The sequence below is a fragment of the Bradyrhizobium sp. Kon56 genome, assembly GCF_055807635.1.
On the sequence record NZ_JBVVOU010000006.1, the window covers coordinates 27,168 to 42,775 of the forward strand.

Genomic DNA, 15,608 nt, shown 5'->3' on the forward strand with positions numbered 1-15,608 from the left:
TAGCGAGCGCTTAGTACGCAACTTATTTCAGTTGCTGCGCAGCACGTTCCGCGAATCGATTCGTGAAGGTCTTGATGAGGTCGATCTTTGCGGCTGCGATCTTCGGATCAAAGTCGCCTAGGACAGCGAGCGGGACCTTGGCCGCGTCGATGTCCATCTGACCGGTTGGCGAGAACAGCGCTTTCGACGCGTTCATGATCTCGATGTTCACCTCGCGATTGTCGGTCTTGTATGCAGGAGGCATCGCGTCGACGAGTTGTTCCGTCGACGCCGTGTTGATCCAGCGGTGGGTTTTGAGCAAGGCGTTGACGAGGCGCTGGACCGTTTCTGGATTTTTGTCGATGAAGGTCTGCTGCAGGTAGAGACAGGCGGTCGGATAGATTCCGCCAAAGGCCTGTTTTGAGCCTTCGAGTGTGCGCGCGTCGAACAGCGGCGTCGCACTCTTTTTGCGCGCGAGAAGGGTCGCAATCGGGTCGAAATAGACGAGCGCGTCGATATTCCTGGCCTCGAGCGCCACCATGCCGGGTGCCCCGCTGCCGACCGCGATAATGTTCACGTCGCGCGGACCCAACCCAGATTTCTTGATGTAGTAGCGCGCCATGGTGTCGGTCGATGACCCCGGCGCCGTGATCCCGAGCTTGAGGCCCTTCAGGTCGGCACCGGACTTGACCTTGTCAGCGAGGCCGCTGCGGACACCGAGCAACACGCCGGGAATGTCATTGAGCAGGAACACGCAGGAAATCTGTTTGCCCTGCGCCTGCATCTGAATGGTGTGATCGTAAAAGCCGACTGTCCCGTCCACCGAACCGCCGACCAGCGCCTGCAAAGCCTTCGAACCACCGGCCTGGAAGTTTTCGACGCTCACCTCAAGGCCCTGGTCCTTAAACGAACCGAGCTTCACACCAAGCTCGAGAGGCATATAGTTGAGGATCTGTGATCCCACTGCGATCTTCAATTTTGTCTTCTCCGGCTCGGCGGCATGCGCTGAAATGAGCGGCAATACAGCTGCCGCGATAACCACCATCAGTCTCGGAAAAGCGTGCATGGGAACCTCCGTGAGAATGGGAGCGCTACGATCAAACTTCGTGGGCAGGTGCCGGCCGCCAGACCAGCAGCCGCTTTTCCACCCGGTCGACGATGGCATCGAGCGCGATGACGAAAGCGGAGAGGACGATGATCCCTGCGAAGACACCGGCGGCATCAAGGACGCCCTCGGCCTGCGCAATCAGGTGCCCCAATCCTGCGGACGAACCGAGATATTCGGCGACCACCGCTCCCATCACGGCCATGCCGACAGATACCCGCAGACTCGACAGGATCCACGTGGTGGCGGACGGCAGGTAGACATGGCGCAGCAGGGAGGACTTCGATGCACGTAGCAGGCGCGCATTCGCGAGCACGACCGGATTGACCTCGCGAACGCCCTGAAAGGTGTTGAAAAAAGCGACGAAGAGAACCAGCGTCACGCCCAGCGCGACCTTGGAGGTGAGGCCCAATCCGAACCAGATGACAAAAATGGGCCCCAGCAAGATGCGCGGGATCGCATTGAACATCTTGATGAAGGGCTGAACGACCTCGGCCGCAAACGGGCTTAAGCCCAACCAGATACCAAGCGCCGTGCCGATCCCGATACCAGCCAGGAAAGACAGGACCGTCTCCAGCAGTGTTATGCTGACATCGGTCCAGAAGTCGGCCGTTGACATCCACTCTCCGATCCTTGCGATGAGTGTCGACGGGGCCGGAAAGAAGAACGGGTCGATCAACCCGGCCCGCACGCCCAATTCCCAGATCAGGATCAGCCCAAGCACGATGGCGAACTGCGTGAGAGCGACCTTACCCCTGCGTGGCATAGCTTTTCTCCACTTCGGCGCCGAGCAGCGACCAGATTTCACGGTAAAGCGCGACGAACTCGTCGGTGGTCTGTAGCGCCGAGACGTCGCGGGGACGAGGCAGCGTGATCCTGACATCGCCAACCATGCGGCTCGCGGGACCGGCAGACATCACAACGACGCGGTCCGCCAGCGTGATCGCCTCATCGAGGTCATGGGTGATGAAAACGAGTGAGCGCCGGTCCGCCTGCCATAGCTCGAGCAGGATGCGATGCATGAGGCGGCGCGTGTGAACGTCCAGCGCGGAGAAAGGCTCATCCATCAGGACGATCTTCGGCTCCATGATCAGGGTCTGCGTCATGGCGACCCGCTTGCGCTGGCCGCCGGACAATTGGTGCGGATAGCGCTCCTCGAACCCTTTCAAGCCAACCTTGGCGAGCCAGGGCCGCGCCTGCTCGCGCGCTTTCGCGATCGAGCTTCCCTGAAACACCAGCCCGAGGCCGACATTGTCCTGGGCTGTTTTCCAGGGCAGCAGCCCTTCCTGTTGCAGCATGTAGCCGGACTGACCGTTCAGGCCCCTAAGCGATTTGCCGAAAATGCGAACCTCGCCGGCGGCCGGCTTCAGCAGTCCGGTGACAGTATTGAGAATGGTCGATTTTCCGCAGCCGGTCGGCCCGACCACTGCAACGAATTCGGTTTCGCCGACCTGGAGGTTCATGCTTTTCACGGCGGTGAAGTCGCCGAAGCGAATCATTACGTCGCGCAGGTCGACGGCAAGTGCCGGCTGCCCTTCCATTGTTTCGCTCCGCAGAACCTGTTCTAAGCCTCAAAACAGGTAACTTTTGCTCTATCCGGAGTCAATTGCATTCTGCAACACAGAACGCAGATGAGCATGGGACACTGGACTTTCTATCCATTCTGGATATCTGTTCTGCAGAACAGAACACGAGGCTGTATCAATGGCAAAGACAGGGGTTGATGCGGTCGGGCGCGCCCTGGCGATCCTCAAGGCCTTCGGTCCTGAGCGCGCAGCTATGACGCTGACCGAGATTGCCGAGGCGACGGACTTCTACAAGAGCACGGTCCTTCGCCTTGCCGCATCCCTGGAAGCGGACGGATTCCTGGTGCGGGGGACCGACCGCCTATTTCGACCCGGACCGGAGCTATGGCGCCTTGGGGCGCTCTATCAGCGTGGGCTGGACCTCGGTGACCTGATCAGACCCTCGCTCCATCGTCTGGTCGAAGCAACCGGAGAGACCGCATCCTTCTACATCGCGGAGGGCGACGAGCGCATTTGCCTTTATCGCGTTAATTCTCCGCGTTCCGTCCGGCATCACCTCGAAGAAGGACAACGATTGCCGATTGATCGTGGCGCTGCGGGCCGCGTTCTTACCGCTTACCGCGATTTTGCATTAGCTGGTGGAAAGAAGATCAGAGATCGTGGCTTCTACGTCTCGATCGGCGAGCGTGATCCTGAGGTTGCGGCCGCAGCGGTGCCCGTCATCGATGTCTATGGCAAATTGCGGGGCGCGCTCTCAGTCTCCGCCATTCGCACTCGCTTTGATGCAGATGCTCGGAAATCTGCCGTTGAAGTGCTGAAGTCCGAGGCTAAAGCGCTGATTGGTTTGCTGCCTGCAACTGAGCGCTGAGCTACAATGGCAGCGTTCTGTTTATAACGCACAGCTCAGCGGGTGCCGCAATGGCCTCTCCTGAGCGTAGCGCGCATTTCTCGCATTGTTGAGGCCTGCAGATCATCCTCGATCTCGACGCCACCCATCCCTACACGGACATCAGGAGGGAGGCTTCTTCAAGGCTATTACGCTGCTCGTGTGATGTGTGCTGGTGCGCGTGTTCTGGAGCCGTCATGGCCTGACGGCCAAGCTGCGGCGCGCCGACATCGATGCAAGCGCGGTTAGGACGTTTCGCGGATTGTGCGGCCTAAAGCCGGATGGGGTTAGACCGAATCGATTTGGGATTGAACGAAGCCGCTGTCTCAGCGTGCGTGGCGAGGTGGCGTAGATCGCCTCCTGGCGGAGAGGATGTGGGTGTTGGAGCCCCCCTCAGACAGGGTATTGAGATGGCCGATTTGAGCCCTCTTCGCCGCCGCATGATCGAGGATATGACAGTCCGCAATCTGTCGCCGGCGACGCAGCGATCCTACATCAGCGCGGTTTCGAAGTTCAGCCGCTATTTCGGCCGATCGCCTGAGCGGTTGGAGCTGGAAGACGTCCGGGCCTTCCAGGTGCATCTGGTCTCGACCGACATCTCATGGCCGGCGCTGAACCAGATCATCGTCTGTGCGCTACGGTTTTTCTACGGCGTCACGCTCGGCGAGGCGCTCATCCCCGAGCGCATTCCCTATGCGCGAGAGCCCCGCAAGCTGCCGGTCGTTCTCAGCGCCGACGAAGTGGTGCAGTTCCTCGAGGCGGTGTCGAGCCTGAAGAGCCGCGCCGCGCTCACCACCGCCTATGCGGCCGGCCCCAGGGCCTCCGAGGTCGCGGGACTGCGGATCGAAGACATCGACAGCACCCGCGGTGTCATCCAGGTGCGCCACGGCAAAGGCGCGAAGGATCGCAACGTGATGCTGTCGTCCCAACTGCTCGGCATCCTGCGCACCTACTGGCGGCTCGCCCGGCCGCGGCTTTATCTGTTCCCTGGGCGTGACGAAGGTCACCCGATTGATCCGACCGTGTTGCATGCCGCCTGCCGCTCGGCGGTCAAGGCTGCGGGCCTGACCAAGCGCGTCACGCTGCACACGCTGCGCCACAGCTTCGCGACACATCTTCTGGAGAACGGAATCGACATCCGGATCATCCAGGTACTGCTCGGGCACAATAAACCGTCGTCGACGGCGCGCTACACGCAGGTCGCCACCCATACGATCCGGGCGACGCAGAGCCCGCTCGACCGCGTGTCGCTGGAGGTGACGCCACCGGCATGACAACGGCTCCGGGATCCGGCTTATGACCCGCCCCGACGTCCGCCCGCACCGACCCGCCATCGAGATTGCCGATATCTTGCGCCGGCATGGCGACGCCTATCGTCGTGACCATGCCGGTCATCTCGGTCGCGTCGAGCGGCGGGTGATGAACCAAGGCGCTCGGCGGCCATGTCGAGGCCTGCAATGACTGCGGCATGACGCGGATCGCCTATAATTCCTGCCGGAATCGGCATTGTCCGAAGTGTCAGGGGCCAGCCCGAGCCGCGTGCCGTGCCGCGCGAGAAGCCGACCTGCTGCCGGTTCCCTACTTCCACGTCGTCTTTACGCTTCCTGCACCGATCGCCGCGATTGCTTTCCAAAACAAGGCGGTCGTCTATGCCATCCTGTTTAAGGCCGCCGCCGAGGCGATGACCGACGCTTGCTGCCAATCCGCGCCGGCTCGGCGCGGAGATCGGCGGCGTCGCGGTCCTGCACACCTGTGGACAAGCGCTAACGCATCATCCCCACATTCACTGTGTCGTGCCGGGCGGCGGCCCGTCACCTGATGGAACACGCTGGATCGCCAGCCGACCGAACTTCTTCCTGGCCGTCAAACCGCTGTCCCGGCTCTTTCGCTGGCTTTTTCTCAAACGCCTGATCGGGGTCTTCAACGCCGGCGCCTTGCGCTTCTTCGGCGATCTTGCTTCTCTTGCCGAACTCGACGCTTTCGCTGGTCGCATCAAAGCCATGCAGCGCGTCAACTGGGTCGCTTGCGCCAAGCGGCCCTTCGGCGGACCCGCACAGGTGCTGGCCTATCTCGGCCGCTATACCCATCGCGTCGCGATCGCCAACAGCCGGCTCGTCGCACCCGACAACGATCATGTTGCCTTCACATGGAAGGATTACCGCCAGGACGGCGCGACAAAGATTATGAAGCTCAAGCCCGACGAGTTCATTCGCCGCTTCCTGCTTCATACGCTGCCCGACGGTTTCCATCGCATCCGCCACTTCGGCTTCATGGCCAAACGCCATCGCGCTGCCAAGCTCGCCTTTTGCCGCGAACTTCTCGATCATGAGACAGCCCCAAACGACAGCGAGCCGCCGCCTGTGGATTTGGAAGCTCAAACCTGGGCCGAAGTTCCTGCCTGGCCCGATTGTGGTGGCGTGATGCGCATCATTGAGCGCTTTCGACACAGCTTCAGATGCTCCAGCCCTCGAACATCACCGTTCCGATGCGACACATCGTGAGCCAAGTCATGCCGTGCACGACGATCATCATTCGTCATTTCGCTCCCGGCGTCTCGATCATCGCGGACGATGTCGACTCCGTGCTTTCACACTCCGCGACAACAACGGTCCGATGCAGCAAAATGCCTATCGCGATCTCCAGTGAAGCGCGTCTGATCTCAACTCTTCCCCGACGCGCACATCTCGTGTCTCTGCCTCACGCGCCGAGCCAGCAGATCGGGCCTTCCGATCTCGAACGTGCTGCATGCTCTGGTCCTCGTCTTCGGCCAGAACGAACGTCAAACTGGATTAAGCCCGAGGGGCAGGGTCAACACCCACGCCTTCCTCGGCGGTGCAAAATCCATGCGCCAGATTCGTGTGGGCGTCGGCGGCGCCACTACAACGATCGCGTGGTTGCCCCCAGCGCATCCAGTACGAGAGCAACCTATGGCGTGAGGACACGACGCGGCAATCCTCAGCGCGCGGCAATCCTCAGATGGGCTGTGACGGGCGTCTTTTGGAGCCTCGTACGACTCTCACGGCTACTCGCCGTTCCCAGCCGGTGGTCGGCCGCAGTCGACTCTTCTGGCGCGATTTGGCGGATTGTTAGCAAAGTTGCGCGACTGTCCGACCGCCTACATCTGTTCGTCGGAGCCGTGGCCTCTCGCGAGATCTCGTGTCCGTTGCATCGTGCGGGAAAAATATTCGTCGCGCTCGCGGCGCACGCGCTCTTGATGCGCCCTGAAATTCGCAACTCGTTTGCTGATGTGCTCTCGCTCGGAGGTGTTCCAGCTCAACCGCCGGGCAGAATCGGGCGGGGAAGCTTTTGCGATTGGCGCGATGGGTGCTACCAGCTTTGGAATAGGCGCTACGCTCCGTGCGCGTTCTACGAGTGCCGCGGATTGTTGAACCAGCGCCTCCAGTTCGTTCTTCCAGTTCATCTTCCATGTTCTCCGAACAGTCATGGGAGCATGCTAATTTGGTGCGGTACGCTCGTCCAGCTACCCCTTTTGGTAGTTGCGAGGCCGCTGCTTGTCCTCAAAATAGTGGCCGATGAGCCATCTGGGCCGATGAAATTCGCGGCTTCCCTGCTAGGAGAACTTCCCACGTAACCTTCGTCACCCAAGTGACGCAACAGGATGGAAGATCAGAAAGATGCGACCTGGGTCAAACCCGTCGGCTGTGCCTGGTCTCTGGCATGAAAGCATGATCGCCCAGGCTCGCCATACTCGAACTCCTCAAGCGAACTACGCTGACGCCGAAGCAGCGGAGATTGTGCGTCAATGCGCGAATCGCCCGAATGGTCCGACCAGAACTACCCTACAGTATTGCTCAAATAGGAGATGGGAGTGGCGAGGGGTGTTGTGAAATGGTTTAACGCGACGAAGGGTTTCGGCTTCATTCAGCCGGATGGGGGCGGCCAAGACATTTTTGTACACATAAGCGCCCTGGAGCGCGCTGGCGTCTCTGACCTGCGGGAAGGGCAGGCAGTCTCTTACGAGCTTAAAGTCGACCCGAGGCGCGGTAAAAGCAGTGCGGAAGATCTGCGTGTCTGATTTCATGTCGTAGGCGTCTGGCCTCAGCCCCCCTCCCAAGTCTGGCGCTTACCTCGGAACGACCCCAGCCGCTTTAAGCACTGGGGTCGTTTCATTTCTCGCCAATTTTCGACGTTTCGCGGGTCCGAATACAAGAGAACGTAGCTAGCGATGCTCGCTAGCGCAACGCCTCTTTGTCCCGTTTGGTAGACGGGTAACAGTCAGTCCGCCCGCTCGTCATAGCGCGATTTGAAGGCGCTCGCGAGCGGCTTATTGGTCGGAAGGTCATCCTCGCCGATCATCCTGGACTGGAGGTGGTGGCGCCGGCGCTGATCAAACCCGATACCATGCTGCGGCGCGAGTTCAACAGTGTGGACCAACGAAGGGATGGGAAAGCTAAGCAAGGACTCTCGAGCGGTTCGAGAGGGCTACGACATAAGGCTATTGCTGCGCGAGCTCCCTTCGCCGGACGTTGGATCCGGTCAAGGTCGCCAGCCTCGAGGGCTCACAAGCAGGCAATTCGTAGATTGTGGGCAGGCTCCTCAACGCCCTCCATCAGGAGCCTTCGGGGATCACGACGCCGCACCTGCGGCCGCGGTTGTGCATGCGGTCGCCGCGTTCTTTGCTCAGCCACACGCCTGGCGCGTACGCTGAAGCTGAAACCGCGTAGTCGCCCTTCAAGTGCTGGATGATCTCGCCGAGAAATGATACGCAGCGGCGATGATCGTTTACCTTCACATCAATAAGTGTCGGGGCAGGGCTGGATTGAATTTACCTTAATTGGGCGGGGCCATCTTTGGTGAGTGCTCGTCCAGTCGCCACGCCATTATGGGATCGCTCTCCGCCCTAGAGCCTCTCGTCGTGGAGGTTGGCAATCCTCTTGGCAGCGAACCGGCTAGAACTGAAAATCGAATTTTGAGATGCGCGAAGGCAATGCCGAACTCACCTATCGGAATTCCAAGGGGATTTTGCTGAGCCGGGACATTTCGGGCGTCCACCACCGATCCGCGCCCCTCGTAGTCTAATTTATTTAACCGCGGAACGCTTCCGTCCATCATTCGGGCTTCGCACGGACCAACATACGGCCCGTTGGCATCGCGCGTTGAAGCCCACTTGAGGATTCAAAGCCGGAGCGGCTGCTAGCATCAATGCTAAAGCTCGATCCGTCCTCCTAATGAACCAGCGCATGCGACGGCACCTTGAAACATCGCGCTTCCGATCGGCACCAAGCGTCGGCGCCTATCTGGGTCTTACGCCTCGACGCAACCACTCTGGCGAAACTGGGCAAGATATCACGATGGGGCGACCGTCTTCTCCCAACCTGCCTGTACGAGGCGGCGATCGTCCTGCTTCATCGAACGAAGAAATGGTCCTCTCTTAGGGCTTGGGGCATGAAGCTCGCTAAGCGGATTGGCATGCGAAAGGCAAAGGTCGCCATCGCGCGCAAACTCGCCATCCTTCTTCACTGTATCTGGGTCTACGGCACATCGTTCGACTGGGGCCAGGGGAAGGAAGCCTGATCCGATCTTGTAGAGTTCCTGGTCCGGTCTGCCGGACTGGCGATGTCTCGCTGGGACGGTGTTGTGGCGGCCTCGGTCAATCAGGCGGTGGCGGCTCGTCCGCACTCCGCTGCAAACGTTGAGGCGCCCGACCCCGACATCATCATGAGGCGCTGCGCGACTTGGAAAGGACCATGATCCCAGCGAAGACCTCAACCAGCCCCGGCGATCCAATGCACGTATCAGCCGGCCCGCGCCGTCTCCGCAATCCGGACCAGCTCCGACGGCGCGAGCACTACCACCGTGCCGTGGGCGAGTTCAGAAATGTAAGTTTGACAACAAACCGCAATTAAAGGGCCGATTGACACCCAGCGCGCGCGTACGCAGGCGAGGCAATCGCGGCTTCCCGGAGATCATGATCCGCGAGCGCCCTGCTAAAGCTGCCGAAGCAGTGCCGGGACATCGTGAGTGAGACCTCCTCCTCGGTGTTGGCAGCTCGGCAATCTGCAGGCCGTCCGAACGCACGAAAGGCATCACGATGCTATTGCACCGTTCGTTTGGCGGGGTTGGCGAAGCGCAGCGCCTGGTGGCGAGCGACGCAGCTCTTCGAGTAAGGTCAGGCCCTCTTTCACGACCCCGGCCGGAACGACAGTCCCACTCAGGACGCCAGTCGAGGACACCGAGTGCCGTTTGTCGTGTGTCAACTATCAACTCTCGCAGTTGATGGAGAGAACGACCCATGCAACCGTAACGATCGGATACCACCGATGCAGGTCGATTAACATCCGGAGAGACGCCCGTGCCATGCGGCGCCACGTCCATGGATGAAAAATGCGTACAAGCAGCGGCTGATCATCGACAAATCAAACGGGCGGATCCTTCGTACAGTGATGTTTAATAATGACGAGTGACGGCACAGAATCTTCGCTCCGCATCTGGCTCGCCGTCATCGTGCTAGGCATCGCCTCGTTTCACATCGTCTTGGCAGAGATAGCACCTATCGGGCTGTTGTCTCAGATTGCTCGCGACCTCGGACGAGATCAGGCAGCGGTCGGGCTCACGGTGGCCCTCTATGCCTGGATCGGTGCTGCCAGCGGTCTGTTGTCACCCGTTCTGCTTCAGAAGTTTCCTCGCAAGCCGCTACTCATCGCCTTGACTCTTATCCTTTCCGCAACAACGTTTGCGGCGACGATGTCTCACACTTTCGAAGGGTTGTTGCTGGCACGCACGGTGGGCGCTGTCGTTCACGGTTTCTATTGGGCCATGGCGGCTGTGGTTGCGTCTAAGATTGCGCCGTCCCGCAGTATGGGTGTTGCGACGGCAATCGTATTCGGCGGGATCTCGATGGCGACCGTTGTTGGCGTGCCGCTCGCGAACTTCGTCGGTCAGGTGAGCGGATGGCGTGCAGCGTTCAGATTAATTGGCGCCATCGGACTGATCACCTCAGCCCTGATGGTGGCAGTTCTTCCGAAAATGCAGGCCGGGACGCCAGCGGGATGGAGAGAGCTTGGATCAGTCTGCCGCAGGCATGACCTGTTGGGGATCTATGCCGTAACGACATTCATGGCGGCGGCGCATTTCGGGGCGTACACATTTATAGAACCATTCCTCAACGAGATTCCAAATGTTGCCCAAGTCATGATTGGCGCGCTGTTGTTCGGCTTTGGCGGAGCAGGATTCCTGGGGAACATCCTGGCGGGCGTCCTCATCGACCGCTTCATGAAGCCCATCATCACTGCGGGGCTGCTTGCTCTGTGTCTGGCGCTCGTTGGCCTTGGATGGTTTGGTCCCCAGTTGGGGACAGGCCGGGTCCTTGTCTTGCTGGTCATCTGGGGCGCGGCCGTCGCGGCGCTGTTCGCGGGACTCCAGACCTGGATCCTGCGCGCCGCCGGTTCGACAGTGATGACTGCTGCCGCGATGCACTCGGCGGTCATCAATTCGGCCATCGGCTTCGGAGCCGTCCTTGGCGCCCAGGTGTTGACTGTAGCCGGCCCATCAGGAGTGATGCTGGCAGCTGGTATGGTCATCATCATCCCTCTGCTGATAGTTCTCCCGCAAGCGGCCCCAGAGGGTGACCTAAAAAAGGGGGCGTTGCTTGATGGATAACGCCGCAGCCGTGCGCACGGCGCGGATCGCCGCGTGCCCTACCACGAATGTCGCACGAACCTTCCGCTGGTGCGCGAGCGTTGGACCAAAATGTTCGTGCAGCCCGGCGGACCGGCCGAAGGGGGTGAAACACCACGCCAGGCCTTGCCCGAGAACTCGTTGAGGAACTCGGCATCGAAGTTTTTGGCTATGTACGCGAACATCTCGGGGGATTGCGCCGTTGCGGCATTGCGAGGAGCATTCGGTCGAGCGGTCTACCGCACTGCGGGACACTTTTGCATTCTTTCCACAACAATGTCTCTGTCCTGAGATTACCCCGCATTCTAGCATCATAATTGACGCTACCGGACAGACGGGCAAGCTCGCCTTCTTCATCCCGTGAGCGTCCTCACGCTGGCGTGTGACGCGCTTCTCGATGATCGGTCCTATCGCGCTCAACCGAAGGCGCTCTTTGCTGGCTCTTCCGAGGCGCTGCCGAGCAGCTGAGCCATCATCGCCTTCCTGCGCGAAATGAGCAAGCTGATGACGTCTACTTGCGTGCTTTCCTGATTGAGCGCTCACCAGCATCACAATGGCATTCCAACCAGCGACTCGATCAATTGCGTCCTTAGACCCACTGGGATCTCAAAGCCATGGTCTAGAACTGGGCTTACTGTCAATGAACTCGCATGATGGTGCCGAAGACGAGACTCAAGATCGGCGCGGCCTCTAGATCAAGATTACGCTCTTGAGCGCATTGTGGCAGGTCGCTTCACTCGTTTCGGGATGGCCGTCGCATTGGATCATCGGCCGGTGGTCGGACGTGTCTGCGGATACCCATATCCGCGAACTCGCAGGCACCTACACATCGATGCCCGCGTCGGCCAAAACCACAGGCTCAAGAGGGAGCTCATGCGCGGCGGCCATCGCGTCAACTTCTGACCTCATGCACAAAGGCGGCGCACTCATCGTTGATAAGAGAGAAGGCGCGGCTACGTCCATGATCCAATAGGTGCGTGCACGAAAATCGAGCTGTTCCAGAAGCTCCTAAAATCGGGCTGCAGTGCGGAGGACTCAAAACTGCGGACCGCGGAGCGGCTCGCTAGTTTGATGGCGGTCGTCTGCCCTCTCAGCTGGCGCGTCCTCTGGCTCATCATGCTCAATCGTACGGCCCGGACGCATCACCGAAGATCGCCTTCACAGACACCGAGATCGTATTGCTCGATGAACTCATCAAGGACGTCGGCATTCGACGAGGTCGCCTTGGAGCCCCCGCATTCTACTTGACCGAACTTGCACTATTGGGTGGCGACCTGGCCAGGGCCGCCGATCCGCCACCCGGAAATGTTGTCATCTGGCGCGGACTCTCCAGACACACCGGATCGAACTCTGCGCCGAAATTGGAGCGGTTGGAAATGTGGATAAATGAAGTGTCGTCGAACAGTTCCACCGCTGCGGCTTTGGAATCGGCTGTTTGCGCAGTAAGCGCGAGTTTCCGGTGCACCAACCTGTCGAGTAGATTGACTCGCCGCAACTGAGAAAACGGACTAGTGGCTCACCCGATAAAAATCCATTAGCGTAGGCTTCCTATGTTTAGTTTGCCTGATTTGCGTGTACTGGAAGTCGCGGCCGTCGTCATCGAAGAGGGCAGCATGAGCGCGGCCGGCCTCAGACTTGGCATCACTCAATCGGCCGTTTCACAAGCGATGAAGCGCGCGGAGGCGCATATTGGCGCGTCCCTCGTCCGTCGCGATCGTCGTCCCCTTGAGCCCACGGAGGCGGGGCAAGCTCTGCTCACCCACATGCGCGAGATAACCCTGCGCGTCGGACGAGCTGTCGAGGAAATGCGGGCCGCCGCAGCGCGTCCCGAACGCGAGGACCTTCGGCTCGGGATGATCGACACGTTCGCGTCCACAGTGGGACCACTGTTGGTCCGCAGCCTCATGGCGGGTTCAATCGCGCTTCGCGTGAGCGCGTATTCGGGGCTGGTACCCGCGCACGCAGAGGCATTGATGCGCAACGAGATCGATGCAGCTGTCACATCGGATCCAATGGAGGGCGTTGACGAAGTTACCCACTTACCCCTATTGCGCGAGCCATTCCTCCTGGTAGCACCGATTGCTTGGGCGGATACTCTTCGCGATCGTCCACTGGACGACCTACTACTCGAGCACCGACTTATCCGCTACACCGCGCGTTCGCACATGGGAACGCAAATTGAACGTCATCTCCGGCGTCTAAGGATAGAGCATCCGCAGACGATGTCGTTCGACACGTCGGACTCGCTACTCTCGATGGTCGCCAATGGCATGGGCGTGGCGATTACAACACCCCTGTGCATATTGCAGGCTGCCGTCCATCGGCCGGCGCTCGAAGTCATGCCATTGCCGGCGACCGGCCTCTCGCGCACGATCGCGTTGGTGACTAAGCAAGGCGGATTAGACACGTTGGCTGCGCGAATAGCGGATGATGCTCGTGTGCTCCTGCGGAACTGGACCTTGCCCCAGATCGCGGCTCAAATTCCTTGGATGGCTCGTTCCGTCGGCAGCATCGTGTTGGATCCGCTCGCTCACGAGGACGCCGCCTGCCGGTGCGTTGCGGGTGGCCCACCCGGAGACTCTCGACGAACACATAACCCTAATTAATCATACTTATTAGCCTCCATAACATCTCCGATTTTAGCTTTAACTCTCGCCCGTGTTCGGAGAAAGTTGTTTGCGTAGCGTCCGGAACCCGGGATCAGAGATGTCAGCGACTCGCACCGAAATAGACAGTCTAGGAACGCGCGAGCTGCCGCTGCGCGCCCTGTACGGATTGGCCTCCCTACGTGGGAGCGAGAATTTCGACATCTCACTCCAGAAGCTCGGTGATCAGCCGGCACTTCTTCGGGCACTAGCGCGCATCAAGCGCGCCGCCGCGGCGGCGAACCGTGAGCTCGGAGCCCTCGACGCCAAAGTAGCAGGAGCACTAATCGCGGCTGCGGACGAGGTCATTGCTGGTAAACACGATGGGCAGTTTATCATCGATTTGCTCGAAGGCTCCGGCGGCACATCGATCAACATGAACATGAACGAGGTTCTGGCGAACCGGGCCCTGCAAATTGTCGGTGAAAAGCCCGGCCGGTACGACGTGATCCACCCAAATGATCACGTGAACCTTTGCCAGTCGACGAACGACGTGCTGCCCTCGGCGCTCAAGTTGGCGGCGCACGAAAAGTCCGGCGATCTGGTGGGTGCGCTGGAACAGGTGGCGGCCGCTCTTTCGGAGCGGGCCATTGTATTCGCTGACGTATTGCGCGTCGGCCGCACATGCATGCAGGCCGCCCAGCCGATGACGCTCGGTCAGGCGTTCGGCGGTTACGCATCGGCGATCAAGCGGCTCTCCTTGAAGCTGTCCGTAGCGCGCCAGGAATTGATGGTGCTTCCCCTCGGAGGCACTGCGATTGGCACCGGGCTCGGAGCAGTGCCGGGCTATCGCCGTGCCGTCTATGGACATCTTGCGGCAATCTTGGGCCACGCGGTACGCCCAGGCGACGACATGTTCGATGCCATGCAGAACGCCGACGCCTTCGCACGCGTGTCGTCGGAAATCCGCATCGCAGCAGAGGTAATGGCGAAAATCGCCTCTGACCTGATCATCCTTTCCTCTGGGCCAAATACGGGGCTTGGCGAATTGCGGTTGCCCGCTCTCCAGCCCGGTTCTTCGATCATGCCAGGTAAACTCAATCCAGTCCTACCAATGATGATCCAGCAAGTTGCGTTCGCTATCGTGGGCAACGACGCCGCAGTATCTCTCTCAGCGTTGAGCGGCCAACTCGAAATCAATCACTTCGAGCCAGTCATCGCCTCGCGCCTGTTCGATTCGATCGAGCTTTTGACGCGATCGGCCAGAATATTTGCCGACCAATGCATCTCGGGGATCCGGGCAGACCGGGAACGGTCGCTCAGCAATTTGATGCAATCTTCGGCTCTTGCGACCGTGTTCGTACCGCGCCTTGGTTATGAACAGGTATCGACACTTGTGCTTACAGCCGCTGAGCAAACGCGGCCGTTCATCGAAATCGCGATCGACCGCGGGCTTCTGAACCGTAGCGCGGTTTTGCAGATGCTGCACGAGAGCACCCGTTATCGCGAGAATGCCGCATGAGCCGCGATTCTGCACTTGCCCTTGTACGCGAAGGGCTCACGAGCATGCCGCGAGTCGATGCACAAGGCCAGAGGATCAACCTACGAAGGTCATGCCACAGCCAACTCGCCATCGCCCTGTCTCCAACCCGATGCGGCGGATGAGACGATGCGCCGCGATCGAGAGGCCGCTTGTTCATAGGTCAGTGCTCCGGCCTCTCTTCAAGTCGTGCTTATACGGACGCGCCTGGCCGAAGCGCCAGGGGCAGTGATCGGCAAAGTCAGCAAACACGTAAGACATTGTCGATAACGTATTCTAACCATTCGCGTGGGGCCGTCCCGGCCTCCGCCAATCTTCACATCCTGTTCCGCCGGTAGCCCGATCAAGA

At 60.0% G+C, this 15,608-nt stretch carries 11 protein-coding genes and 2 pseudogenes; 8 read left to right on the top strand and 5 right to left on the bottom strand.

From position 1 onward, the window contains the following. Window positions 1-22 precede the first annotated feature (22 nt). The 3 genes from AC0L3B_RS11725 to AC0L3B_RS11735 are packed head-to-tail and all read right to left on the bottom strand — an operon-like array spanning window position 23 to window position 2,625. Window positions 23-1,144 carry an ABC transporter substrate-binding protein gene (locus AC0L3B_RS11725; protein ID WP_231189483.1) on the bottom strand — a complete coding sequence of 374 codons (1,122 nt, stop codon included), beginning with the start codon at window positions 1,142-1,144 and terminating at the stop codon, window positions 23-25. Further along, window positions 1,077-1,850 carry an ABC transporter permease gene (locus AC0L3B_RS11730; RefSeq protein WP_007605581.1) on the bottom strand — a complete coding sequence of 258 codons (774 nt, stop codon included), beginning with the start codon at window positions 1,848-1,850 and terminating at the stop codon, window positions 1,077-1,079. The genes AC0L3B_RS11725 and AC0L3B_RS11730 overlap by 68 nt, the downstream gene beginning before the upstream one ends. Then, on the bottom strand, window positions 1,834-2,625 hold the full coding sequence (locus AC0L3B_RS11735; RefSeq protein ID WP_007605580.1) for an ABC transporter ATP-binding protein: 792 nt from the start codon (window positions 2,623-2,625) through the stop codon (window positions 1,834-1,836). Before AC0L3B_RS11735 ends, AC0L3B_RS11730 begins: the two co-directional genes overlap by 17 nt. Before the next feature lie 163 nt (window positions 2,626-2,788). Here AC0L3B_RS11735 and AC0L3B_RS11740 point away from each other — a divergent pair, with 163 nt between their 5' ends. From AC0L3B_RS11740 to AC0L3B_RS11750, 3 genes and pseudogenes are all read left to right on the top strand, one after another. Further along, entirely contained in the window at window positions 2,789-3,478 is a 690-nt protein-coding gene (locus AC0L3B_RS11740) for an IclR family transcriptional regulator (protein WP_085383736.1), read from the top strand. A 428-nt stretch (window positions 3,479-3,906) separates the two neighbouring features. Continuing rightward, complete coding sequence (locus AC0L3B_RS11745) at window positions 3,907-4,770, top strand: tyrosine-type recombinase/integrase (RefSeq protein WP_204513326.1); 864 nt, start codon at window positions 3,907-3,909, stop codon at window positions 4,768-4,770. A gap of 22 nt (window positions 4,771-4,792) precedes the next feature. Then, a pseudogene (locus tag AC0L3B_RS11750) lies at window positions 4,793-5,997 on the top strand (IS91 family transposase). A 614-nt stretch (window positions 5,998-6,611) separates the two neighbouring features. Here the strand turns inward: AC0L3B_RS11750 and AC0L3B_RS11755 are convergent. After that, on the bottom strand, window positions 6,612-6,917 hold the full coding sequence (locus AC0L3B_RS11755) for a hypothetical protein (protein WP_007605576.1): 306 nt from the start codon (window positions 6,915-6,917) through the stop codon (window positions 6,612-6,614). A 408-nt stretch (window positions 6,918-7,325) separates the two neighbouring features. Here AC0L3B_RS11755 and AC0L3B_RS11760 point away from each other — a divergent pair, with 408 nt between their 5' ends. The 3 genes and pseudogenes from AC0L3B_RS11760 (at window position 7,326) to AC0L3B_RS11770 (ending at window position 11,116) form a co-directional block, all read left to right on the top strand. After that, window positions 7,326-7,532, top strand: a complete 207-nt coding sequence (locus tag AC0L3B_RS11760; protein WP_204513325.1) for a cold-shock protein — start codon at window positions 7,326-7,328, stop codon at window positions 7,530-7,532. Between the two features lie 1,189 nt (window positions 7,533-8,721). Then, a pseudogene (locus AC0L3B_RS11765) lies at window positions 8,722-9,031 on the top strand (transposase); the annotation flags it as partial. Between the two features lie 879 nt (window positions 9,032-9,910). Continuing rightward, window positions 9,911-11,116 carry an MFS transporter gene (locus tag AC0L3B_RS11770; protein WP_007605568.1) on the top strand — a complete coding sequence of 402 codons (1,206 nt, stop codon included), beginning with the start codon at window positions 9,911-9,913 and terminating at the stop codon, window positions 11,114-11,116. Window positions 11,117-12,374: 1,258 nt separating this feature from the next. Here AC0L3B_RS11770 and AC0L3B_RS11775 read toward each other — a convergent pair. Further along, window positions 12,375-12,599: a hypothetical protein gene (locus AC0L3B_RS11775; RefSeq protein WP_143273817.1), complete on the bottom strand. Its 225-nt coding sequence runs from the start codon at window positions 12,597-12,599 to the stop codon at window positions 12,375-12,377. A gap of 85 nt (window positions 12,600-12,684) precedes the next feature. Here AC0L3B_RS11775 and AC0L3B_RS11780 point away from each other — a divergent pair, with 85 nt between their 5' ends. Beyond that, window positions 12,685-13,740 (top strand): LysR family transcriptional regulator, encoded by a 1,056-nt coding sequence (locus AC0L3B_RS11780; protein WP_204513320.1) that lies wholly within the window; start codon window positions 12,685-12,687, stop codon window positions 13,738-13,740. A gap of 100 nt (window positions 13,741-13,840) precedes the next feature. Then, window positions 13,841-15,241 (top strand): aspartate ammonia-lyase, encoded by a 1,401-nt coding sequence (locus tag AC0L3B_RS11785; RefSeq protein ID WP_204513319.1) that lies wholly within the window; start codon window positions 13,841-13,843, stop codon window positions 15,239-15,241. The last annotated feature ends 367 nt before the right edge of the window (window positions 15,242-15,608 follow it).

Coding starts and splice junctions, on each gene's coding strand:
- AC0L3B_RS11725 (WP_231189483.1), bottom strand. CDS start 1,144: ATGCCATCGTCGACCGGGTGGAAAAGCGGCTGCTGGTCTGGCGGCCGG.
- AC0L3B_RS11730 (WP_007605581.1), bottom strand. CDS start 1,850: ATGCCACGCAGGGGTAAGGTCGCTCTCACGCAGTTCGCCATCGTGCTT.
- AC0L3B_RS11735 (WP_007605580.1), bottom strand. CDS start 2,625: ATGGAAGGGCAGCCGGCACTTGCCGTCGACCTGCGCGACGTAATGATT.
- AC0L3B_RS11740 (WP_085383736.1), top strand. CDS start 2,789: ATGGCAAAGACAGGGGTTGATGCGGTCGGGCGCGCCCTGGCGATCCTC.
- AC0L3B_RS11745 (WP_204513326.1), top strand. CDS start 3,907: ATGGCCGATTTGAGCCCTCTTCGCCGCCGCATGATCGAGGATATGACA.
- AC0L3B_RS11755 (WP_007605576.1), bottom strand. CDS start 6,917: ATGAACTGGAAGAACGAACTGGAGGCGCTGGTTCAACAATCCGCGGCA.
- AC0L3B_RS11770 (WP_007605568.1), top strand. CDS start 9,911: ATGACGAGTGACGGCACAGAATCTTCGCTCCGCATCTGGCTCGCCGTC.
- AC0L3B_RS11780 (WP_204513320.1), top strand. CDS start 12,685: ATGTTTAGTTTGCCTGATTTGCGTGTACTGGAAGTCGCGGCCGTCGTC.
- AC0L3B_RS11785 (WP_204513319.1), top strand. CDS start 13,841: ATGTCAGCGACTCGCACCGAAATAGACAGTCTAGGAACGCGCGAGCTG.